We start from the raw sequence: 22979 nt of genomic DNA, 5'->3' as shown, positions 1-22979 counted from the left end.
TTAAGCGACAGCGGTTTGCTTGAGTGCTTCAGCCGTGATGGGCAAGCGACGCACACGTTTGCCTGTCAACTTGGCCACCGCGTTGGCAATGGCAGGTGCCACCACCGCAGTGGCAGGCTCGCCAATGCCACCAGGCTTCTCGGTGCTCTTGACCAACACGATATCAATCTTCGGCGCCTCGTTCATGCGCACGGGCTGGAAGTTGTGATAGTTGGTCTCTTGCACGCGGCCAGCGGTCATGGTGATTTGGTGCTTGAGTGCCGCGCCCATGCCAAAGATGATGCTGGACTGAATTTGCGCTTCCACCGTATCGGGGTTGACCATGTGGCCCAAGTCTGCTGCGACCGTCACACGATGCACCTGCACCTCGCCGCTGTCGTTCAGGCTCACCTCGGCCACTTGGGCCATGTAAGTGTCATAGCCTTCCATCAGGGCGATACCCAAGGCACGGCCTTTGGCCAGTGGCTTACCCCAGCCTGCTTTGTCAGCGGCAAGTTTGAGCACATGGGCAAAACGTGGCTTACCGGCGAGCAAGCTCATGCGGTACTCGTAGGGGTCTTTGCCTGCGGCTTTGGCTAACTCATCCATGAAGCTTTCGTTTGCGAAAGCATTCATGTTGTGGCTCACAGCACGCCAGTAGCCCACGCGAATGCCAGTGTCGTGAATCACCAAGTCGTGTTGGGTGTTGGCAATGTTGTAACCAGTCACAGCAGCTTCGGCCATGAAAGGGTCCATCGTGTCTTTGGGCAAACCAAAGGCGCGTTGCGTGACCGACTGAGAAGCCACTTTGAAATGCATCGCCACAGGCTTGCCTGACGCATCCAAACCGGCCTTGAGTTGGTTCACACCAACTGGGCGGTAGAAGTCGTGGGTCATGTCGTCTTCGCGGGTCCACAGCAGCTTGACAGGCTTGTTGACAGCCTTTGAAATTTCTGCCGCTTGCACGATGAAGTCGAGCTCCAAGCGACGGCCAAAGCCACCGCCCAAGAAGGTGGTTTGCAGCGTGACGTCTTCAGGCTTCAAACCCAAAGCGCCAGCCACTGCGCCTTGTGCGCCTTGTTGGAACTGGGTCGGGCCAATCAGCAATGCTTTGTTACCTTGCACATGGGCCGTGAAGTTCATCGGCTCCAGCGGCGCGTGCGCTTGCATGGGGATGACGTACTCGGCTTCCAGCACTTTGGCAGCGCCTTTGAGTGCTGCTGCCACATCGCCTTGGGGCTTGGTGATTTCCAACACCTTGCCAGTTTTCAAAGCTTGGCGTGTGCCATCAATCACGCTGGCATCGCTCAAGGCAGCACCTGCACCCTCGTCCCACTGAATGCTCAGCAGGTCGCGAGCCTTCTTCGCTTGCCACCAGCTGCTGGCCACCACGGCCACGCCGTCGCTGATTTGCACCACGTCAATCACGCCAGCAGACGCTTTGGCTTTAGCGCCATCAAAGCTCTTGACCTTGCCGCCAATCACGGGGCACTGTGCCAGTGAGGCGTACACCATGCCTGGCAACTTCACGTCAATGCCAAACTCGGCTGTGCCGTTGACCTTGGCGGGTGTGTCCACGCGCTTGGTGCGCTTGCCCACGATTTTGAAATCTTTGGGGTCTTTCATCGGTGGTTTGTCTGGCACGGGCATGCGTGCTGCAGCCTCGGCCAATTCACCATAGGTGGACTTCAAGCCCTTCGGGCCATAGACCATGCCTTTGTCGGCGCGGATCAAATCTCGGTCCACCGCCCAACGTGCAGCAGCAGCGGTGATCAACATTTCGCGCACTTGCGCACCTGCGACGCGCAGCTTGAGCCAACCGTCACGCACCGAGGTAGAACCCCCGGTGATTTGCGCACCCAACAATGCGTTGACATACACCGCATCAGGCGGCGCAGCAGCCACTTTGATTTGACTGATGTCGACATGCAGCTCTTCGGCGATCAGCATGGGCATGGAGGTGTACACGCCTTGACCCATTTCAGAGCGCGCCGACAGCAAGGTGATGACGTTGTTGTCGGCAATGTGCACCCACGCATTGGGCGTGTGCACCGTGCCTGCGGCCATGGCTTCGCCAAGTGTGCCGGGCAAGTTAAAGCCGAGCATCAAACCGCCCGTGACGGCAGCAGATGTTTTGAGGAATGAACGGCGAGAGGTATTTGTGTGTGTCATGGTGTGTCTCCGGCGGTTCAAGCTTTGCGCATCGTGGCGGCGGCATCTTTGATGGCGGCACGCACACGGGTGTAGGTGCCACAACGGCACAGGTTGGCACTCATGGCTTGGTCAATTTCTGCATCGCTGGGGTTTTTGTTTTTGGCAAGCAACGCAGCCGCGCTCATCAACTGGCCCGATTGGCAGTAACCGCACTGAGGCACGTCGTGTTTGATCCACGCCACCTGCAGTGGGTGGCTGTTGTCTTTGGAGAGGCTCTCAACCGTAGCAACTTTTTTACCAGAAACACTGGAGAGTGGGGTTTGGCACGAGCGCACAGGCTGACCATCCACATGCACGGTGCAAGCACCGCACAACGCCGCGCCACAACCAAACTTGGTGCCTGTCAGGCCCAGCTCATCGCGAATGACCCACAACAAGGGGGTATCTGTTTCGGCGTTGGCCTTGGCGGCTTTGCCGTTGATTTGAAAATCGACACTCATCAACGTCTCCTCAATAAAAGTACAGTCGAGTATCAAGGAAAAATCTTTACGATGCGTGAGACCTCGTGTCGGGTTTTCCTTTTAACTGTCACACAAGACACACAGATTGACCATGAGCCACATTTCCAACCTTCGCAAAAGCTACGAACGCGCCGAGCTCAACGAGTCGGCCTCTGCAGCTGACCCCATGCAGCAGTTTGACCAATGGCTCAAAGAAGCCATTGACTCCGAAGTGCCCGAGCCCAATGCCATGACCCTGGCCACCGTCAGCAGCGACTTGCGTCCCAGCACGCGCGTGGTGCTTATCAAGGGTTATGACGCGCGCGGCATTGTGTGGTTCACCAACTACAACAGCCGCAAAGGTCAGCAATTGGCAGGCAACCCCTTTGCGGCGTTGCAATTCCATTGGGTTGAGCTAGAGCGCGTGGTACGCATCGAAGGCCGCGTGGAAAAAATCAGCGATGCCGAGAGTGACGACTATTTCAACAGCCGGCCACTTGATTCGCGCATCGGCGCATGGGCCAGCCCGCAAAGCCAAGTGATTGACGGGCGCGGCACCTTGGTCGCCAACGCTGCCAAATACGGCGCACAGTTTTTGCTGCAACCCCCTCGCCCGCCGCATTGGGGCGGCTATCGCTTGGTACCTGAGCAGTGGGAGTTTTGGCAAGGGCGCAAGAGCCGTTTGCATGACCGCTTGCGTTATCGCCAATCGGCTGATGGCGATTGGATTCGCGAACGACTCGCCCCATAAATCTTCAGCCCACACAACGTGACACAAAACAAAAGCGGCACTGAGGCCGCTTTTTTTTTGGTGCTTCTGAGTCTTAGAAGCTCACTTGAGCGCCAACCTTCAAGCTACGCCCAGCAATAGGCGGGGCATTGGTGCCCATGGTCTGCGTCAACACAGACGTGGACGAGTACGCCAGCTTGTTGGAGATGTTGTCGAGCTTGGCAAACAACAGCCAGTGCGTCGGGCCATAGGTGTGTGCGTGGTAGTTGATGCCCGCATTCCACAGCGTGTGGCCTGCCGTGGTGACGCCACCATCAGGCACTCGGTTTTGAGCCGCTGCATGCATGAAGCCAAAACGTGCACCCCATGCGTTGCGTGACCACACAGCATCCGCCCCCAAGCGCATCGGCGCTATGCGTGGCAAGTAGCTGTTGTGCGTGAGGTCTTTGGCACGCACCACATCGGCACGCATCTCGAGGTCCATCGCACCATGAGTTGCATTGGGCGACACCAATGCAGATTGACCGCCGACCATGCGCAGTTTGGCGGTGGACTCTATGCCGTAGAAGCGCGCGCGGACGCCTTCAAAGCGGTAGGCCGGCATTTCTGTACCAACGGGCGTCACAAAGCTTGTGCCATCCCAACCCTCACCTGTTGGGCGCAACGCCAAATAGTTTGAGAACTGCGAAGCAAAACCAGTGATACCAAATTTGTGTGGCCCTTGCTTCCACTCGCCACCCATATCCAGTTGCGTACCTTTTTCTAAACCATTGCTAGGCTGACCAATCTCATAGGCTGCTGTGGCCACGTGCGCACCATGGGCAAACAATTCGTAGTCTTTGGGGGCGCGCTGACTGGCACTGAAGTTGGTGGTGAGCTGCCAACCGTTTTGCGCCTCACCCACACGCAAGTTGCGCATGGCACCCAAAGCAAAACTGAGGGGTTTGAATTTTTTAGATTGAGCCGCATTGTCATTGTTCGGGCCAATGTCCTCGAACGAGGCCACCTCCACCGTTTCAGCTCGCGCACCCGCACTGAGTTGACCCCATGATGTTTTCAGCGCTTGATAGGTAAACAAGCCTGTGCTTTGCGTGCGACTGGTTGGCAAAAACCGCTCTGCGCCTGTGGCACCCAATTTGTTACGTTCGCGTTGAAGCCCCACAACCCCCTCAAGCTGCATGCCATTGCTCAATCGAACAACACGCTGGCGACCTTCCAATCTCAGGTCATGCCCCTTGTTGTCAAAACGTGTACCTGCGTCCGCACCTTCGTATTCGGTGTGCGTGTAGTTGGTGTTACCCAGTTGAAATTTGAGATCTTGAAATACGCCTACATTTCGCAACAAACCTTCTAATACCTGATGACGGCGCAGCAAGCCAATGCGCACTTCAGGCTCTGCCACCGTGCCGTAGGTGCTGCGGTATTCGCTGGTCGACAAACCCAAATAACCACGATCAAACAACAATGTGCCGCCCACTGCGCCACCTTTGCTATCGCTGGCTGAGTTACACACGCGACGACCGTTGGGTGTTGCGGCAAGACCTTCTCCGCAATTCATGTCTTTGGGCACACGTAAGTTTTGGGTGCTGCGGTCAAACGCATCGACGTGCAACACCAATTTGTCGTTACCCGCTTCCACCAGAGCGCCGGTACTGCGCTCATCAGCTGCGCCACCCACGCGCACTTCGGCTTTACCCATCACGCCACCTTTGGCATCAAAGATGCGTTCACGCGCGATGCGGTTGTCGATCACATTCACCACACCGCCGATGGCACTGCCGCCGTACAGCAAAGTGGCAGGACCACGCAACACTTCAATCCGCTCGGTGGTAAGCGGATCGATCGGAACGGCGTGGTCATTGCTGAGGCCCGACACATCCATGTTGGCACCACTGTTTTGCAAGATGCGTATGCGGTCACCTTCCATGCCGCGAATGATGGGGCGGCCCACATTGGGACCGAAAGAGCTGTTGGCAATGCCCGGCAAGTTGTCCAGCGTTTCGCCCAAGGTGCTGCCCTGGCGCTGGGTGAGCGCTGCACCTGAAAGCTGCTGCGCGGGCACCAACACACCGCCACTGTCTAGGTTACGAGCGGTGATGGTGACCTCATCCAAACGATGGACCTCATCGGTATGCGCCGTTTGCGCCCATGCGTTGCCAATCGAGAGCGAGAACAATGAGTAAGCAGCGGCAGCCACGGCGCTGCGTTGAAAAACGTGTGTCATGTGATGTTCCTGCGGGGCATGCACTTAGCCCCTATGTTTTGCAATGAGAAGTCAGCACGCCCGATCTAAGCTGGGTGCGCTGATGGGGTGTTCAAAGCAAATCAGCAGGTGGCCCTCGGGCCGCATAAAAGCGTTCAAACAGCGCAAAGCGCTCGCGCAACACAGCAGTCACCCAAGTGGGCACGGCTGATACAGCTGGCAACGTCCAAGCAGGAGCGTGCAACAAATCGGGGCAGGTTTGGTCAAACAGTTGGCACTCGGCCGAATTGCTGTGATCACCCCAAATGGCAGCCAACACACTCACATCGTCTTGCGCCACAGCAGGTGCAACATGAGAAAAAACACTCGCGCTTTGCTGCGCATGCGCCACACGGTGCAACACGCCCACCGTTTGCACCATGATCAAGGCAGCGAGCAACACCAACACCACTCGCTGCAAGCTGCGCAGGGTCAGCGCGATGGGCCAGTAGCGCAGCGCGTTAGTCACGGCGGACCTTGTCTGCAAAGGACTGCACAAACTTTTGCACCTTGGGTGCCACCACGAAGGCGCAATAGCCTTGGTTGGGGTTGTACTGAAAATAGTCTTGGTGGTAGTCCTCGGCCGCGCAATAGTTGTCCAAAGCTTGCAGCTCTGTCACCACACGGCCAGACAGTGCGGCATTGACCTCGTCCAACACTTGCTGAGCCACAGCATGGTCGGCTTCGTCCGTCCAGTAAATACCGCTGCGGTATTGGGTGCCCGCATCATTGCCTTGACGGTTCAGGGTCGTGGGGTCGTGGATGACAAAGAAAATTTCTAACAACTCACGCAAGCTGATGACCTGCGGGTCGTACACCAAACGCACCACCTCGTTGTGGCCGGTGTCGCCCTCGCACACTTGCGCATAGGTGGGGTTGCGCGTGTGGCCGTTGCAGTAGCCAGACTCCACATCCACCACCCCTTTGACACGCACAAAAACCGCTTCGGTGCACCAAAAGCAGCCACCGCCCAAGGTGATGATTTTGTGCGTGTGGGTGGGCTCGGTGTGTGTGGTCATAGCGCTTGATTCTATGATTGCGTGCGCCACAGCACAGATGCCCGCACCGCGGGCAGGCACACTGGAAACTCATGGACACATTGCTCGCTCTCAAAGCTATTCTCACCACGCTGGTCTTGCCCGCGACCAGCGGCTTGTTGGCCATCTTGGCCTTGTTGGTTTGGGCTTGGCGACGCAGCGCGCGTGCGCACAGTCGTTTGCCAGTTGCGGTCGCAGGTGTCACTACATTGGTGCTTTGGCTTTTGAGCTGCCAAGCCGTGGCCATTTGGCTGTCGTTGCATCTGCTGCCACAAGTCAGCCCTATCCACCATGAAGACTTGAAGCGTCTGCAGGTGCAAGCCATCGTGGTGCTGGGCGGTGGCGTTGAAAACGAAGCGTTGGAATACAACGGCCCCACCTTGTCGCCCGATGCCATGTCACGCCTGCTGTATGGCGTGCACTTGTCGCGCAACACACAGCTGCCGATAGCCTACACGGGCGGCATCGGTTGGGCGGGACAAAGTCGGCAAACCTCTGAAGCCGAAGTGGCCGCTTTGGCGCTGACTCGCCTAGGTGCCCCCGCATTGCGCTGGCAAGAAAACCAATCACGCGATACGCGCGAAAACGCTTTGCTCACTGCCGCTTTGCTGAAAAACGATGGCATCACACGCATCGCCTTGGTCACCCATGCTTGGCACATGCCACGCAGCGTGCGCCAGTTTGAAGCGGCAGGCTTGCAAGTCACGCCCGCACCCATGGGTTACATCCGCAGTGACTCATCGCCTCTGCTGCAATGGCTGCCCAGCGGCAAAGGCCTGCGCGACACGGGTTGGGTCATTCGCGAATGGCTGGGTCTTTTGCTCACCTAAGTGCTTCTAAAGGATTAAGCTGGTACATTACTAACCAATCAGTCATTAACAGCTTATGACCACCGACACCCTCATCCAACGCGCAGAACAGACGCCCAAACGCGAGCGCCGCAAAGAAGCGCGCCCAGGCGAATTGCTGGATGCGGCGTTGGACTTGTTTGTTGAAAAAGGTTTTTCTGCCACCCGCGTGGAAGAAGTGGCTGCACGTGCTGGCGTGTCTAAAGGCACGCTGTTTTTGTATTTCCAAAGCAAAGAAGATTTGTTCAAAGCGGTGGTGCGTGAAAACATTGCCAACAAATTTCCAGCGTGGCAAGAAGAGTTCGTCACGTTCAAAGGCACCAGCGCAGACATGCTGCGCTACGCCCTGGTGTCGTGGTGGGAGCGCATTGGTAAAACACGCGCCAGTGGCATCACCAAACTGGTAATGAGCGAGGCGCAGAACTTTCCTGAGATTGCGGCCTTCTACCAAGATGAAGTCATCAAACCGGGCAACGCCATGATCCACAGCATCTTGGAACGCGGCGTGCAAAGTGGCGAATTTCGCGACATGGATCTAGAGCAAGCCGTTCATATCATCGTGGCCCCGATGATTTTTCTGATGATGTGGAAACACTCCATGGGCGCCTGCGCGGCCTCGGCCAAGATCGTTGACCCCGAACAATTCATTCACATGCAAGTCGATGTGCTGCTGCACGGCATGACTGCAAAGAAAAGCAAATGAAAAACATCAAACCCCGTTGGATCGTCATTGGCGTCATCGTCTTGGCCTTGGTTGCCGGTGTGATTCGCGCCATGAGCAACAAACGCGCACAACAAGTTGCGGCAAGTGCCCCAGCCAGTGCCGTGACACAAGTGGAATTGACCAACACCGATGTGCTCAAAGCCGAGTTGCGCGACATCACCCAAGGCTTGGCTGTGTCGGGCACTGTCAAAGCAGTCAACTACGCAGTCATCAAAGCCCGCGTGGCCGGTGAGCTCAAAGAAGTGTTGGCGCGTGAAGGCGATGCGGTCAAAGCTGGTGATGTGCTCGCCCGTATCGACCCCACCGAGTACCAACGCCGTTGGCAGCAAGCAACCGAAACTGCCAGCGCCGCCAAGTCACAAATGGAAATTGCGCAGCGTCAATGGGACATCAACAAATCCTTGGTCGACCGCGGCTTCATCTCCAAAATTGCCATGGACAACTCAGACGCTTCCTACCAAGGCGCCGTGGCCAGCCACAAAGCCGCCATCGCGGGGGCCGACGTGGCCCGCAAAGCGCTGGACGACGCCACCTTACGCGCGCCTTTTGCTGGCATCGTCTCTGGCCGTGCCGCGCAAGTAGGCGAACGTGTGGGTGTTGACGCCAAGATCATGGAGTTGGTCGACTTGAACCAACTCGAAGTCGAAGTGCCTTTGAGCCCCAGCGAATCTATGGATGTACGCGTGGGCCAAGTGGCCGCATTGCAAGTGGAAGACCGCAAAGACACCATCGGGGCCAAAGTCAAACGCATCAGCCCCAGCGCCCAAACCGGCAGCCGCAGCGTGTTGATTTATTTGGCACTCGACAAAGCCGAGGGTCTGCGCCACGGCTTGTTTGCCAAGGGCATTTTGGGCATGGGCAAAAGCCAAGTGATGGCCGTGCCTTTGTCTGCTGTACGCACCGACCGCGCACAACCTTATGTGCAAGTGGTGGAGCAAGTGGGCGGCCAACTGCAAGTGATGCACAAAACCGTCACGCTGGGCGTGCGCGGCATGGACTTGGCTCAGCCCGAATCCGAAACCATGGTGGGTGTGACCGGTTTGACTGAAGGCAGCACCGTGCTCAAAAGCCATGTGGGTGCCTTGCGTGAAGGCATGGCTGTGAAGTACACCGCAGCTGCAAGTGCGCCAATCGCCAGCGCCAGCAACGCCAACTGAATCGACTGACACAACATGTGGTTCACCAAAGTCAGTTTAAAAAACCCGGTCTTCGCCACCATGGTGATGCTCGCCTTTGTGGTGCTGGGTTTGTTCTCGTACCAGCGCCTCAAGATTGACCAGTTTCCCAACATCGATTTTCCCGTGGTGGTGATCACCACCGAATACCCAGGTGCATCGCCTGAGATTGTGGAAAGCGAAGTCAGCAAGAAGATTGAAGAAGGCGTTAACGCCATAGCCGGCATCAGTGCCCTCACCTCGCGCAGCTACGAAGGCATGTCGGTGGTGGTGATTGAGTTTCAACTCCACATCGATGGCCGCAAAGGCGCTGACGATGTGCGCGAAAAAGTGGCCGCCCTGCGCCCCACCCTGCGCACCGAAGTGAAAGAGCCCAAGGTGTTGCGCTTTGACCCATCCAGCCGTGCCATTTGGTCGCTGGCTGTGGTGCCCGAAACGCCACAAGGCGGCAAGCCACTCTCAGCAGTTGAACTGACCAACTGGTCGGATCAAGTCTTGAAGAAGCGCATTGAGAACGTGCGCGGCGTGGGTTCGGTGTCGTTGGTGGGCGGAACAAAACGCGAAATCAATTTGTACTTGAATCCGCAAGCCATGGAGTCGCTCGGCATCAGCGCCGATCAGGTGGTGAACGCGGTCAAAACCGAAACCCAAGACTTGCCCGTGGGCAGCCTGCGCTCGCTGCAACAAGACCGCGTGATTCAAATTCAAGGCCGCATGTTGCGCCCAGAAGACTTTGGCCAAATCATCGTGGCACGCAAAAACACCACACCGATTCGCTTGAACCAAGTGGCTACGGTGAATGATGGTGCGCAAGAGGTAGAGAGCTTGGCGCTCTACAACGGCCAACGCACGCTGTTGATGACGGTGCAAAAAGCACAAGACGAAAACACCATTGACGTGATTGACGGCCTCAACAAAACCGTGGCCGAAATGAAAGCGCAGCTACCCCCAGGCCTGCGCCTAGAGCAAGTGCAAGATGGCTCACGCCCCATCCGTGTGGGTGTGGCCAACGTGCGTCAAACACTCATTGAGGGTGCACTGTTAACGGTGTTGATCGTGTTCTTGTTCTTGAACTCATGGCGCTCCACCGTCATCACAGGCCTCACGCTGCCCATTGCCATCATCGGCACGTTTTTGTTCATGTACATCTTTGGCTTCACCATCAACATGATCACGCTCATGGCCTTGTCGTTGTGTGTGGGCTTGTTGATTGACGACGCCATCGTGGTGCGCGAAAACATCGTCCGCCATGTGCAAATGGGCAAAACGCCTTACCAAGCGGCGATGGACGGCACACAAGAAATTGGCTTGGCCGTTTTGGCCACCACGCTATCGATCGTGGCGGTGTTTTTGCCGATTGGTTTCATGGGCGGCATCATCGGCAAGTTCTTCCACGAGTTTGGCATCACCATCGTGGCAGCGGTGCTCATCTCCATGTTTGTGAGCTTCACGCTCGACCCCATGTTGTCGTCTATCTGGCACGACCCCACCATTCATGCGCACGGCAAACACGGACACAGCAACAACTTTTACGACCGCACCATCGGCCCAGTGACGGCTTGGTTTGAAACCACCACCGACAAGCTCATTGCGCTGTACCAACGCATTTTGAAATGGTCTCTCATTCATAAGCGTGCAACTGTTGGTCTGGCTATCGGCACATTTGCGTTAAGTATTTTCATGGTCCCACTCCTTGGCACTGAGTTCGTACCAAAAGCAGATTTCTCAGAAACCAGCGTTAGCTTTTACACACCAGTCGGCTCTTCACTCGAAGTGACCGAGACCAAAGCCAAACAAGTCGAAGCCATCATTCGTGAGTTTCCAGAAGTGCGCTACACGCTGTCCACCATCAACACGGGCTCAGCCAATGGCAAGATCTACGCGAGCATCTACGTGCGCTTGGTCGACCGCAAAGACCGCAAGCGTAACGTCGACCAAATGTCGGCCATCCTGCGCGAACGCCTGCGTCAAGTGCCGGGTATCACCGTCACACATGCGGGCTTGCTTGATGCCGTGGGCGGCAACAAACAAGTGGAGTTCTCGTTGCAGGGCAGCGACCTGCGCGAGCTCGAACGCCTGACCACCCAAGTGATGGACAAAATCCGCAACGTTCCCGGCTTGGTCGATTTGGACTCCAGCGTCAAACCCAACAAGCCCACGATTGAAGTCAAGGTCGAGCGCGAAGCAGCCAGTGACCTTGGCCTGTCGCTTGGCAGCGTGACCAACCAACTGCGTATCTTGGTAGCCGGCTCCACCCTCACCAACTGGCGCGCTGCAGATGACCAAACCTACGACGTGAACGTGCGCTTGGCCCCCAACGCCCGCAACGCCATACAAGACCTTGAGCGCCTGCCCTTCACCATCGGAACCAACGCCGACGGCAGCCCCCGTGTGGCCCGTCTGAACCAAGTGGCACGCGTGGAAGAAGGCACAGGCCCCAACCAAATCAACCGGCGCGACCTGATGCGCGAAGTGGCCATCAACGCCAACGTGTACAACCGCTCCGCTGGTGAGGTGTCGGGCGACATTCGCAAAATCATGGACGGCATGCAGCTGCCTCCCGGCTACCGCTACCAATTTGGCGGCTCCACCAAGAACATGGCCGAGTCATTTGGCTACGCCATCTCGGCCTTAGTCTTGGCCATCGTGTTCATCTACATGATTCTGGCCAGCCAATTCAAAAGCTTCTTGCAGCCCATGGCCTTGATGACGGCCTTGCCTCTCACCCTCATTGGCGTGGTGCTGGCCTTGCTGATGTTTGGCTCTAGCTTGTCGATGTTCTCCATCATTGGCGTCATCATGCTGATGGGCTTGGTCACCAAAAACGCAATTTTGTTGGTCGACTTTGCCATCCGCTCGCGTGAGCCCCAAGAGCAACCCGATGGCTCCATCAAACCGGGCCTGAGCCGTCACAATGCCTTGCTGTTGGCCGCTGAAGTGCGTTTACGCCCTATTTTGATGACCACACTGGCCATGATTTTTGGCATGGTGCCCTTGGCATTCGCACTGTCCGAGGGCTCAGAACAGCGCGCCCCCATGGGCCAAGCTGTGATTGGCGGGGTGATTACCTCGTCCTTGCTTACTTTAGTGGTCGTGCCCGTGGTGTACTGTTATTTGGACGATTTGGCCGAATGGATGAAACGCAAATGGTCGTCAGGCTCTGACAGCCCCGCCCGTTAAAATTTTGCCCAGCTTTAACTGAATGATTTCGGAGTTTTGAGATGAATACCCAACAAGCCCGCTTCAACATGGTCGAACAACAAATCCGCCCTTGGCAGGTGCTCGACCCACAAGTGCTGACCGTGTTGTCTAACGTGCAGCGTGAACTGTTTGTGCCACAGGCTTATCAAGCCTTGGCTTACACCGACACCGACATTCCTTTAGGCCACGGCGAATTCATGGCGCCTCCCCGTGTGGCTGCGCGTTTGATGCACGACCTGCACTTGACTGGCACAGAAAAAGTTTTGGAAATCGGCACGGGCAGCGGCTACATGGCTGCTTTGTTGGCAGGCCGCGCCCAACGCGTGGTGAGTTTGGAAATCAACCCCGAGCTGGCCAGCAACGCCCGCAACAACCTGCAACGCGCTGGCATCACCAACGTGGACGTGCGCGTGGCTGACGGCAGCACCGGTGCGTCTGGCGATGCTCCGTTTGACGCCATCGTGCTCGGCGGCTCTGTGGCCGAAGTGCCGCAAGCTTTGTTGCAACAAATCAAAGTCGGTGGTCACTTGTTGGCCATCGTGGGCCAAGACCATGTCATGGTCGCCACCCTCTACACACGCACCGCTGACGCCGCATGGAGCAGCAAAGCCTTGTGGGACCACACTGCCCCACGTTTACAAGGCTTTACAGAGCCTACACGCTTCAAGTTCTAAAAGCGCGGCATGATTGATCAAGTCCAACCCGCTCAGTTGCAAGACTGGATCGCATCACAAGCACCCAACGGCTCGACCGTGGTGCTCGATGTGCGTGAAGCATGGGAAATCCAAACCGCCTGCGTGACTGCGCAAGGCTTCGATTTGGTGAAGATTCCCATGCACCTCATCCCGCCTCGCTTGGCCGAACTGGACCAAGATCAACCGATTGCGGTGTTGTGTCACCACGGTGGCCGCAGCATGCAAGTGGCGGCGTTTTTGGTGCAACAAGGCTTTAGCCATGTGGCCAACATCGCAGGCGGCATCAACGCATGGTCTTCGCAAGTGGACACCTCTGTGCCCACGTATTGATTTTTGAAAGAACTGAATGTCGCTCTCTCGCACTGTGTTTCGTACCCTCCCCCTCACCGCTGCGGTGATGATGGCTTTTGCGTCAAGCGCGCAAGCACAAAGCTTGGTTGAGATGTACGACGCAGCGCGAGGCTATGACGCCGGTTTTATTTCAGCCAAAGCGCAGTTTGAGGCGAACTTGGCGAAGGCCAATCAAACGCTGGGCGGCATCTTGCCCAACATTGCGGTATCGGTGAGTCAAGTCAGAACAGACTTTCAGCGACAAGCAGAAGGTGCCGCTAAATCTGCAATCACAGAGCTAGAAACTAAAACCACAGCTGCCACGTTGGTGCAACCCATTTACCGCCCTGCGGCATGGGCCACTTACCGACAAGGTGGCCGCCAATTGCAACAAGCCGCTGCGCAGTATGAAGCCGCTGAGCATGATTTGTTGGTTCGCGTGTCGCAGGCTTACTTTGATGTGCTCACCAGCGAAGACAACTTGGAGCTGGTACAAAACCAAAAGAAAGCCGTCAGCGAACAACTGGCGTCGGCCCAGCGCAACTTTGAAGTGGGCACGGCCACCATCACCGGCGTGCGCGATGCACAAGCCCGCTTTGACTTGGCCAACGCCCAAGCCATTGCCGCTGAAAACGAGCTGCGCACCAAACGCTTAGCGCTGAATATGGTGGCGGGTCTGAGCGATGCCAAACCTAGACGCCTAGCGAAAAGCACCGTCTTGGTTGAGCCCCCCAAAGAAGACGTCAATGCGTGGGTCAGTCAAGCACAGACCAACAGTCCTGCTGTGCGCCAAGCGCAACTGGCAGTGGAAGTAGCCGATTACGAAATGGACAAAGCCACTGCCGTCCATAAGCCTACGCTGGATGCACAGATGACCTATGGCCGCACTGAAAACTTAAAAGGTTCGTTTGTTGGAACAACCTATGCGTCAACACCAACAACCACTTGGAACCCATCCGTCGGCCTCGTCTTGAATGTGCCGTTGTTCACCGGTTTCAGTGGCGTTTACAAAGTCAAAGAAGCGATTGCTTTGAAAGACAAAGCCCAATCTGATTTAGAAAATGCACGTCGCGGTACCGAGCAAGCCACACGCAACACCTACTTCGGTTTGCTTGCCGGTTTGAGCCAAGTCAAAGCCTACGAAGCAGCAGAGGCATCTAGCCAAAGCGCATTGGATGCCAACAAGCTCGGCTACTCAGTCGGCGTGAACATCAACATCGATGTGCTGAACTCGCAAAGCCAGCTCTACCAAACCAAGCGTGACTTGGCCAAAGCCCGTTACGACGTGTTGGTGACCAACCTGAAACTGCGCCAAGCCGCAGGTACGTTGACGCCTGCAGATTTGCAGCCGATCAACGATTTGCTCGTCCCTTAATTCGTTTTCAAATAAGGCAGCAACGCCTGCGCGGTTCGCTGCGCTGCGCCTCGGTGGGCTTGAGAAAAAGTCATGCACGCTTGCACGTGTGCATTTTCATCAGGGGCGAAACGCACCATTTGCAACGCAGTGGTCACAGCTTGCGCCATGTCTTCGACACGCAAAGCGGCCCCCACTTCTTCGGCCAACTGCGCCGCTTCTGCAAAGTTAAACGTGTGTGGTCCCATGATGACGGGGCAGCCACAGGCGGTGGACTCAATCAAGTTTTGTCCGCCCAAGGGCGCAAAGCTGCCACCCAACAAAGCAGCATCGGACAGGCCGTAATACAAAGCCATTTCACCCAACGAGTCGCCCAGCCAAATGGTGTTTGCATCGTCTGGTTGGTCGGCATCTGGTCCGTCCATCCATTGACTGCGGCGTGACACGTGCCAGCCTCGCTCTTCAATCAAGGCGGCCACTTCATCAAAGCGTTGTGGATGACGCGGCACGACCAACCAATGCACGGCATGGATATGGTCTTGATGATCGCGCGGTACGTCTTTCAAGGCTTGCAGCGTGTCTAGCCACATCACCTCTTCGCCTTCGCGTGAGCTGGTGAACAGCACCACGGGGCGCTTGAACTTTTGCTTCCACGTCTTCGCCAATGTCAGTTGTTCAGCATCAGGCTTGGCATCGAATTTCAAGTTCCCCAGCACCGCATCCACCTTGGCTCCCAAGGTTTGCAAACGATCGGCGTCCGCCTGCGTTTGTGCAAGTACGGCCGACAAGCCTTGGTAGGCGGGGCGTGACAACCACGACAAGCGCTGCGCTTGATGCATGCTCTTCTCGCTCATGCGTGCATTCACCAGCACCAGTGGCACACGGGCCTCGTTGCACTGTGCGACCCAGTTGGGCCACAACTCGGTTTCTAAGATGATGCCCACGCTTGGCTTGAACTGCGTCAAAAAGCGTTGCACGGCGGCAGGGCTGTCCCACGGTTGCCACACTTGCACATCACCTTCTTGCAGCAAGCTCACGCCTTGCGCACGCCCTGTGGCTGTGCCGTGGGTGAGCAAGATGCGAATGCCAGGCTGCGCAGCACGCAGAGCTTGCAGTAATACGGCAGCGGCGCGTGTTTCGCCCAAAGACACGGCATGCACCCACACATAGCCGCCATCAGTAGAGACTTGTGTGTAATGGCCAAAGCGCTCTTCAATCGCGTGCAAATAGCCTGCCTCTTCTCGGCCCCGGCGTTGCAGCTTGCGACGCAACAAAGGCTGCAAGGCCCACATGACCGCGCTGTAAATTGGCAGCATCACGGTTCTGAACCTTCAGCGTGCAGGCACGCTTGCCACGCATCCCACACGGCATCCACGCTGGGCGTGGGGCAATCGACCACGCTGCGTTGACGCGTCAAACCTTCGGGGCCTGTGCGCCATGCGGTGTCGAAGTTGTAAATCTGAACGTGCGGCAAATCCAGCGCCACAGCGATATGGCTCAAACCGCTGTCCACCCCGATCACACCCGTGCATTGCGCCATCTCGGTGGTGAGTTGGTCCAGCGATAAGCGCGGCCACACCACAGCGCCCGGCAGCATCTCGGCCATGGCCACGCTGCGCAAGCGTTCAGCCTCACTGCCATGGGGCAATGCCACATCAAAGCCTTGTTGTTTCAAACGCAACCCCAAGTCATGCCAATGCGACAAGGGCCATTCTTTGTCGGCACGCGATGTGCCATGCACCAAAGCAACCAAGGGCTTGCGCTGCGTTGCCGCTTGACCCAAGCCATAGTTCAAATGCGTGGGCACGTCGTAGCCCAAAGCTTTGGCGCACAACACACGACCACGCTCAACCGCGTGGATGTGCGGCGTGATGGACACAGCCACATCAGCCACCCAACGTGTGGGGCGCTCGTACCCCGAACCGTCGGTTCGGTTGGCCAAGGCATAGCGCTTGCCACCTTTGGCTTTACGTGCCAGCCATACCACCAAGGCCGACTTGGTCAGGCCTTGTAAATCGAGGATGACGTCATACGCTTCTTGCTGCAAATCAGCTTTGAAGGTTTGCCACTCGGTGCGTGTTTGTGCGCGTGTCTCAGCTTTGAGAAACGCTTTGCGCCAGCGACGTATTTCGCATGGAATGACACGGTGCACCGCTGCACATCGTGCGGCCAATGGTGCAAAGCCACGTTCCACCACCCAATCAATTTGGGCATTGGGAAACGCGGCTTGAATGTCCATCACCGCTGGCATGGCATGTACGACATCACCCAGTGATGAGAGCTTGACGATGAGCACCTTCAAGGGTGCTTGTCGGTCATGCAAGGCAGGCAAGCTCAATGCGCAGCCTCTTGAAACTTCGCATCAGGCTTGACGCGGCGCAACAGCGTCAGCATGTCATGCTCAATGCGGTCCAGGGCAGCTTGGGTTTGGCCTTCAAAACGCAGCACCAGCACGGGCGTGGTGTTGGATGCGCGAATCAAACCAAAGCCATCGGCCCAGTCGATGCGCAAGCCGTCAATCACACAGGCCTCGGGCTTAAATTCGGGTGAAGGCAATTCACCGGAAGACACCAGCTGCTGCAACTCAGCGCTCAAACGATGTGGCTCGCCTTCGGCACAGCCCACGTTCAATTCAGGCGTGGAGAAGCTGGTGGGCAATGCGTTCAGCACCACATTGGCATCGGGGCTGCGGCTCACGATTTCGAGCAAGCGGCAACCGGCGTAGGTGCCGTCGTCAAAGCCGAACCAACGCTCTTTGAAGAAGATGTGGCCGCTCATCTCGCCGCCCAAAGGCGAATCAACTTCTTTCATCTTGGCTTTGATGAGCGAGTGGCCAGTTTTGAACATCAAGGCTTGGCCGCCTGCTTCGCGAATGGCGGGGGCCAAACGCTGCGAGCACTTCACGTCAAACACAATCGCACCGCCGGGCACGCGCGACAGCACATCGCGGGCAAACAAAGCCATTTGGCGGTCGGGGTAAATGTTGTTGCCGCCTTGGGTCACGATGCCCAAACGGTCACCGTCACCGTCAAACGCCAAGCCCAACTCGGCGCCCGAAGTTTTTAGGGCAGCGATCAAGTCTTTCAAGTTTTCAGGCTTGCTGGGATCGGGGTGGTGGTTGGGGAAGTTGCCATCCACCTCGCTGAACAGCTCAATCACTTCGCAGCCCAAAGCGCGGAAGATGCCAGGCGCTGTTGCACCGGCAATGCCGTTGCCGCAATCGACCACCACTTTCATGGGGCGGCTCAAGCGCACATCCCCCACGATGCGGGCCACGTAGTCGGCCGTCACATCCACGTGTTGGATGCTGCCGCCGGCTTTGAGCGTCCAGCTCTCGGCTTGCATGATCTCTCTCAAGCCTTGAATTTCGTCACCATAAATGGCGCGGCCACCGAGGACCATTTTGAAACCGTTGTAGTCCTTGGGGTTGTGGCTGCCCGTGACTTGAATCCCGCTCTTGCACAAGGTGCTGGCTGCGAAGTACAGCATGGGAGTTGTCACAGCGCCCACATCAATCACTTGCACGCCTGCGGCGACCAAGCCACGCATCAGCGCTTCAACCAATGAAGGGCCGCTCAGGCGTCCGTCTCGGCCCACGGCAACGGTGGTTTCGCCACATGCAGCGGCATGTGTGCCAAAGGCTTTGCCGAGGGCTTCGGCGACTTCAACATTGAGGGTGGAGGGAACGACACCGCGGATGTCGTAGGCTTTGAAGATAGAGGCGTTCACTTGCATAGTGATCAGATTGTAGAGAGCCAAGTCATCGCTTTTGCAGGCCCACTATGATGGAGCAAACATCGCCTCAAAGCCCATTTCACCGTGTCCGCCAAGCCCGCAACCCTCATTTACCAAAGACACACCACCTCGCCACTCGGTGATGTGCTGCTGGCAGCCACCCCACAAGGTTTGGCGGGCGTATGGTTTGTGCATCGGCAAGAGCATTTGCCCGACAGCAGCCAGTGGGTCACCGACAACGCACACCCCACCTTGATGGCTGCGGCAACACAACTGTGTGAGTACTTTGACGGCCAACGCCAAACTTTTGAAATTGAGCTGCAACCAGCTTGGGGCACCCCGTTTCAGCGCGCCGTGTGGCGAGCCTTGCAACGCATCCCTTACGGCCACACCAGTACCTATGGCGGCATCGCGCACGACATTGACAAATCCAAGGCCGTGCGTGCCGTGGGTGCTGCGATTGGCCAAAACCCACACAGCATCATCGTGCCGTGCCACCGGGTGTTGGGCGCCAACGGTTCGCTCACGGGCTTCGCTGGTGGCTTAGACCGTAAAAAACATTTGCTGGCACTTGAGGCCACCCACGCATGACCGAACGGCATTTGCATTGGCGCGAATGGGTGCCTGAGTTTGTGCTGCTGGCACTACTGTGGGGTTCGTCGTTTTTGTTCATGCGCGAAGGTGCGTATGCGTTTGGCCCCTTCCCCACGGCTTGGGTGCGCATCACCTTGGCGGCGGTCATCCTCACACCGGTGTTGATGTGGCGACGCGAGGTGGGTGTGTTGCAACAGCACTGGCGCCCTGTGATGTCATCAGGCTTGCTCAATGCTGGGCTTCCTTTCGCTTGCTATGCCTATGCACTGATGCACATCAATACCGGGCTGACGTCGATCTTGAATGCCACCACGCCGCTCTTTGGCGCGCTCATTGCTTGGTTTTGGTTGGGCGACAAACTCAATGCCACGCGTGCGTTGGGTTTGGCATTGGGCTTCACAGGCGTGGTCTTGCTCGCCAGCGATGTGCCAGGTGGCATTTCGTTCAAAGCAGGCGGCTCAGGACTGGCGGTGGTCGCTTGCTTAGTCGCCACGTTTTGCTACGGCATTGCTGGCAGCTTCACCAAACGTTATTTGCAAAACGTGCCCTCGCTGGTCACCACCACCGGTAGCCTGTGGGGCGCAAGTCTTGGGCTCACCATTCCAGCCTTGCTCACGTGGCCCAGCGACATGCCATCGCTACACGCCTGGGGCGCACTTGGCATTGCAGGCCTGCTGTGCACCGCCTTGGCCTATGTCTTGTATTTCCGTTTGATGACGCGCACCGGTCCTGCACGCGCCATGACTGTCACTTACTTGATTCCGGTATTTGCCAATGTGTTTGGCATGGTGTTCCTCGATGAAGTCGTCACCCATTGGATGATGGGCTGCGCCGTGGTCATTGTGATCGGCACGGCCTTGGCCTCTGGTTTGGTCGGGCGTCGACCTAACTAAACAAAAAATCCCATCACCTGTTACAATAGTTGATCGCTTTAGTCGACTTCTAGCACGCTACCTCTACCTTGCGCGTGCCAGCCCCTTAGCAAAGGGGCGTTTTAAGTAAATTCCCACTTCTTCGCGTATTTCAACCAGTTCATGCAGGACTGTGTTTTGTCGTTCTATTTTTAAGATTTTCATGATTTCAGCTATTCATACCCAACATACCGCCATCACAGTTGGCAAATACCGCATCGCGGCCTGCCCGCGTGCCTTACCCAGCGGCCGGTTTGCGGCCCAAGTCTCGGTCGCCAGCGGCCAAGGCAGCGCCAGCACAGCACGCATCATGTCATTCGTTGATGACTTTGCTACCCACGATGACGCAACCCAATACGCCTTGGCTCAAGGCATGGATTGGGTCAACGGCGTCACCCCCACGCATTGACAACGCGTTTCTTATCAAAAAATAACCATAGTTTTTATAGAACATCATCGCAGCGCCACACGCAAACTGAATGTGAGACTTACACTTTCGGTAACTTGAGATTCCGATCAAGTTGAAAGATGCCAGTGCGCAATCTCCACGTCGATCAACCGTTAGTCACCGATGAAGAGCTGAATGCGCTCATGGGCGAGGATGTGCCTGCTGCTTCCAACACCGATACGTGGTTCAAATACCGCAACTTATTTTTGTTGGTGGTGGTGACTTCTCAAGTCATCAAGTTACTGTTCTTCTCACACCTAGCCATCGGAAACTTTGAGCTAGGCACACTAGATCCACAAGCGTTTGAGCGTTACCTCGTTTTTAGAGCTTGCTTCATCATCGGCATCAGCGCTTTTTATCTCTTCAGTTATTTGAAAAACTGGTATTTTGAAAAAGTGTCTTTGCTCTACGTCGGCATCGCCATCACCGCCTTGGTGATGGACTACTTCAATGCCTATGTTTATTTGAGCGAAAACCCCTTGCAATGGATGACAGGTTTGATTGCGCTGAGGTTTATGGCTGTCTACTGCTTGTGGATGAATGCGCTGCGTGCGCCACGTGCACCGGCCATGCCAAGGTACCTTTGGTCATGAATAAATAATTAATAAGAATTAAAATTAGTCAACTTAAATAAACTATTAAGCGTTACTTTCTTTCTCATCACTCTTTGAAAGAAAGTTCGCCATGCAAACGTTACGCAAACACGCCTTGATCGCTTTAGGCGTTTTGACCCTTGCTTCATTTGCCAACATTGCCAATGCCGCCAATCCGCTTGAGCAAATCAACCAAGAAGTTGATAAATACCAGCAACGCGGCAGAGAACGTGCCGATGAGGTTGATCAATACCGCCACCATCGCGAACACGGCCGCAAACGTTACGACCACGAAGGGCAACAACAAAGCGGCGCATCCAGTTCTTGCCGTGATGAACGCAACCTGCGATCCGTGCAAGGCAATGTGCACACCAGCATGAAGTTTTTGAATAACAGCAACCAGGAGGTTCGCACCTACTGGTTGGACTACAGTGGCCGCCGCGTGTTTTACAAAACCATTCCAGCGCACGGCCAATACACACAACCGACCTTCCAAACCCATCCATGGGTGGTGACAGATGCACGCGACAACTGCATCAACATCTTTGTGTCTAACCAGCCTTCGGCTATCGCAGAAATTCGCTGATCACGGATGGATAAATTCCGCATGAATACCCACTGCTAAATTGAAAAAGGCCTTGAAACCGAAGTTTCGAGGCCTTTTAATTTGGCTCAGCACAAAGCTGAGTCAAGAGATCTGCAGGGCTTAGTAACCGCCGCGACCGCCACCGCCGTAACCGCCTGAACGATCACCGCCGCCGTAACCGCCACCGCCTGAGCGATCGCCACCACCGTAGCCGCCACCACCTGAACGGGGAGGACGTGGCTCCATCGGACGGGCTTCGTTCACAGTGATGCTACGACCACCCAATGATTGACCATTCATGCCTTCGATAGCAGCTTGCGCTTCGGCATCGCTGCCCATTTCGACAAAGCCGAAACCTTTTGAACGGCCAGTGTCGCGTTCCATCATGACTTTGGCGCTGGTCACAGCACCGAATTCACCGAAAGATTGCTCGAGGTCGCCATCGCGAACCGTGTATGGCAGATTGCCGACGTAAAGTTTATTGCCCATGGGGACTCCTTAAATACATGAAATAGCGATGGGGTCCCGAAAGCACAACTAACCCGAGAAGTAACGCCGTAGCGCACGAAACTGACCTATCACCAAAATTGCACCGATTATTTAAAACCGGCGCCTGCGGATTATGCGCTTCTTTTTAAGGTTTCGAATATAAAGAGGAGTTTTATTCGAATATAGAGTTATTTCGTAAATCATGCACCAAAGAAAAAAGCCTAAATAGCGAACTATTTAGGCTTTCTCGTTTTGGCGGAGTGGACGGGACTCTACGCAAAACTAAAAAGATCGTTGATTTCAAAGGACTTTTTTGCAGTTCACTCTACAAAAATCTGCTACCACTTGTGCTACCACTGCCTAGCAGGGCCACAGAGACCAGCAGCTTGTTGAATTGCATCCAATAGTGAGCCACTAAACCTAGGTATTTGCATCCAAATTTGACCCACGTAGTCAAACTGTCCTGCTCAGCATTGAGCAGGAGGCACAGGAGTGATCAACGTGGCGTTATTAAGTGTGATCAGGCGGTGGCACCTGAGAGATGGAATGAGCATTCGGGAAATATCCCGACGAACGGGTTTATCGCGCAACACCGTGCGCAAGTACCTAACCAGCGGCGTGGTCGAGCCCAAATATCCGGCACGCTCCGTTGCC

23 protein-coding genes are annotated in these 22979 nt (G+C 56.1%); 14 read left to right on the top strand and 9 right to left on the bottom strand.

All coding sequences use genetic code 11. The annotated features are described in order from the left end of the window. Together C5F52_RS14635 and C5F52_RS14630 are read right to left on the bottom strand one after the other, a co-directional pair. Positions 1–2151 (bottom strand): xanthine dehydrogenase family protein molybdopterin-binding subunit, encoded by a 2151-nt coding sequence (locus tag C5F52_RS14635; protein WP_104799109.1) that lies wholly within the window; start codon positions 2149–2151, stop codon positions 1–3. 17 nt (positions 2152–2168) lie between these two features. Next, complete coding sequence (locus C5F52_RS14630) at positions 2169–2633, bottom strand: (2Fe-2S)-binding protein (protein WP_104799108.1); 465 nt, start codon at positions 2631–2633, stop codon at positions 2169–2171. Positions 2634–2745: 112 nt separating this feature from the next. On the opposite strand from C5F52_RS14630, the gene pdxH reads away from it, so the two are divergent. Next, entirely contained in the window at positions 2746–3384 is a 639-nt protein-coding gene (gene pdxH / locus C5F52_RS14625) for a pyridoxamine 5'-phosphate oxidase (RefSeq protein WP_104799107.1), read from the top strand. Positions 3385–3457: 73 nt separating this feature from the next. Here the strand turns inward: pdxH and C5F52_RS14620 are convergent, their stop codons facing one another. From C5F52_RS14620 to msrA, 3 genes are all read right to left on the bottom strand, one after another. Beyond that, positions 3458–5587 (bottom strand): TonB-dependent receptor, encoded by a 2130-nt coding sequence (locus C5F52_RS14620; RefSeq protein ID WP_104799106.1) that lies wholly within the window; start codon positions 5585–5587, stop codon positions 3458–3460. 91 nt (positions 5588–5678) lie between these two features. Further along, positions 5679–6074: a hypothetical protein gene (locus tag C5F52_RS14615; protein WP_104799105.1), complete on the bottom strand. Its 396-nt coding sequence runs from the start codon at positions 6072–6074 to the stop codon at positions 5679–5681. Then, positions 6067–6624: a peptide-methionine (S)-S-oxide reductase MsrA gene (gene msrA / locus C5F52_RS14610; RefSeq protein ID WP_104799104.1), complete on the bottom strand. Its 558-nt coding sequence runs from the start codon at positions 6622–6624 to the stop codon at positions 6067–6069. Before msrA ends, C5F52_RS14615 begins: the two co-directional genes overlap by 8 nt. A gap of 71 nt (positions 6625–6695) precedes the next feature. On the opposite strand from msrA, the gene C5F52_RS14605 reads away from it, so the two are divergent. The 7 genes from C5F52_RS14605 to C5F52_RS14575 are packed head-to-tail and all read left to right on the top strand — an operon-like array spanning position 6696 to position 14990. Next, positions 6696–7472: a YdcF family protein gene (locus C5F52_RS14605; RefSeq protein WP_104799103.1), complete on the top strand. Its 777-nt coding sequence runs from the start codon at positions 6696–6698 to the stop codon at positions 7470–7472. 55 nt (positions 7473–7527) lie between these two features. After that, on the top strand, positions 7528–8193 hold the full coding sequence (locus C5F52_RS14600; protein WP_104799102.1) for a TetR/AcrR family transcriptional regulator: 666 nt from the start codon (positions 7528–7530) through the stop codon (positions 8191–8193). Continuing rightward, positions 8190–9371 carry an efflux RND transporter periplasmic adaptor subunit gene (locus C5F52_RS14595; protein WP_104799101.1) on the top strand — a complete coding sequence of 394 codons (1182 nt, stop codon included), beginning with the start codon at positions 8190–8192 and terminating at the stop codon, positions 9369–9371. Before C5F52_RS14600 ends, C5F52_RS14595 begins: the two co-directional genes overlap by 4 nt. Before the next feature lie 15 nt (positions 9372–9386). Next, positions 9387–12569 (top strand): efflux RND transporter permease subunit, encoded by a 3183-nt coding sequence (locus C5F52_RS14590; RefSeq protein ID WP_104799100.1) that lies wholly within the window; start codon positions 9387–9389, stop codon positions 12567–12569. Between the two features lie 41 nt (positions 12570–12610). Then, complete coding sequence (locus tag C5F52_RS14585; protein WP_104799099.1) at positions 12611–13264, top strand: protein-L-isoaspartate O-methyltransferase; 654 nt, start codon at positions 12611–12613, stop codon at positions 13262–13264. Positions 13265–13273: 9 nt separating this feature from the next. Continuing rightward, the gene (locus C5F52_RS14580; protein WP_104799098.1) at positions 13274–13615 is read left to right on the top strand and encodes a rhodanese-like domain-containing protein; all 342 of its coding nucleotides are present in this window, start codon (positions 13274–13276) and stop codon (positions 13613–13615) included. 16 nt (positions 13616–13631) lie between these two features. After that, a complete protein-coding gene (locus tag C5F52_RS14575) occupies positions 13632–14990 on the top strand; it encodes a TolC family outer membrane protein (protein WP_104799097.1) in 1359 nt (452 codons plus the stop codon). Here C5F52_RS14575 and C5F52_RS14570 read toward each other — a convergent pair. The 3 genes from C5F52_RS14570 to C5F52_RS14560 are packed head-to-tail and all read right to left on the bottom strand — an operon-like array spanning position 14987 to position 18704. Continuing rightward, the gene (locus tag C5F52_RS14570) at positions 14987–16285 is read right to left on the bottom strand and encodes a 3-deoxy-D-manno-octulosonic acid transferase (RefSeq protein WP_104799096.1); all 1299 of its coding nucleotides are present in this window, start codon (positions 16283–16285) and stop codon (positions 14987–14989) included. The genes C5F52_RS14575 and C5F52_RS14570 overlap by 4 nt on opposite strands. After that, entirely contained in the window at positions 16285–17307 is a 1023-nt protein-coding gene (gene waaC, locus C5F52_RS14565; protein ID WP_236657882.1) for a lipopolysaccharide heptosyltransferase I, read from the bottom strand. The genes C5F52_RS14570 and waaC overlap by 1 nt, the downstream gene beginning before the upstream one ends. Further along, entirely contained in the window at positions 17304–18704 is a 1401-nt protein-coding gene (locus C5F52_RS14560) for a phosphomannomutase/phosphoglucomutase (RefSeq protein WP_104799095.1), read from the bottom strand. The genes waaC and C5F52_RS14560 overlap by 4 nt, the downstream gene beginning before the upstream one ends. A gap of 84 nt (positions 18705–18788) precedes the next feature. On the opposite strand from C5F52_RS14560, the gene C5F52_RS14555 reads away from it, so the two are divergent. From C5F52_RS14555 to C5F52_RS14535, 5 genes are all read left to right on the top strand, one after another. After that, positions 18789–19295 (top strand): methylated-DNA--[protein]-cysteine S-methyltransferase, encoded by a 507-nt coding sequence (locus C5F52_RS14555; protein WP_201747027.1) that lies wholly within the window; start codon positions 18789–18791, stop codon positions 19293–19295. Continuing rightward, positions 19292–20191: a DMT family transporter gene (locus C5F52_RS14550; protein WP_104799094.1), complete on the top strand. Its 900-nt coding sequence runs from the start codon at positions 19292–19294 to the stop codon at positions 20189–20191. The genes C5F52_RS14555 and C5F52_RS14550 overlap by 4 nt, the downstream gene beginning before the upstream one ends. Positions 20192–20372: 181 nt before the next feature. Then, complete coding sequence (locus C5F52_RS14545) at positions 20373–20618, top strand: hypothetical protein (protein WP_236657881.1); 246 nt, start codon at positions 20373–20375, stop codon at positions 20616–20618. 119 nt (positions 20619–20737) lie between these two features. Then, a complete protein-coding gene (locus C5F52_RS14540) occupies positions 20738–21250 on the top strand; it encodes a hypothetical protein (protein WP_104799093.1) in 513 nt (170 codons plus the stop codon). A 91-nt stretch (positions 21251–21341) separates the two neighbouring features. After that, positions 21342–21836: a hypothetical protein gene (locus tag C5F52_RS14535; RefSeq protein ID WP_104799092.1), complete on the top strand. Its 495-nt coding sequence runs from the start codon at positions 21342–21344 to the stop codon at positions 21834–21836. Positions 21837–21956: 120 nt separating this feature from the next. Here C5F52_RS14535 and C5F52_RS14530 read toward each other — a convergent pair whose 3' ends face one another. Further along, entirely contained in the window at positions 21957–22325 is a 369-nt protein-coding gene (locus C5F52_RS14530) for an RNA-binding protein (protein WP_104799091.1), read from the bottom strand. Between the two features lie 492 nt (positions 22326–22817). On the opposite strand from C5F52_RS14530, the gene C5F52_RS14525 reads away from it, so the two are divergent. Next, on the top strand, positions 22818–22979 hold a 162-nt coding region (locus C5F52_RS14525; protein WP_146100095.1), incomplete at its 3' end, for a sigma factor-like helix-turn-helix DNA-binding protein.

This window comes from Limnohabitans sp. TS-CS-82 (assembly GCF_002943475.1).
This window is presented reverse-complemented; position numbering and strand designations above follow the sequence as displayed.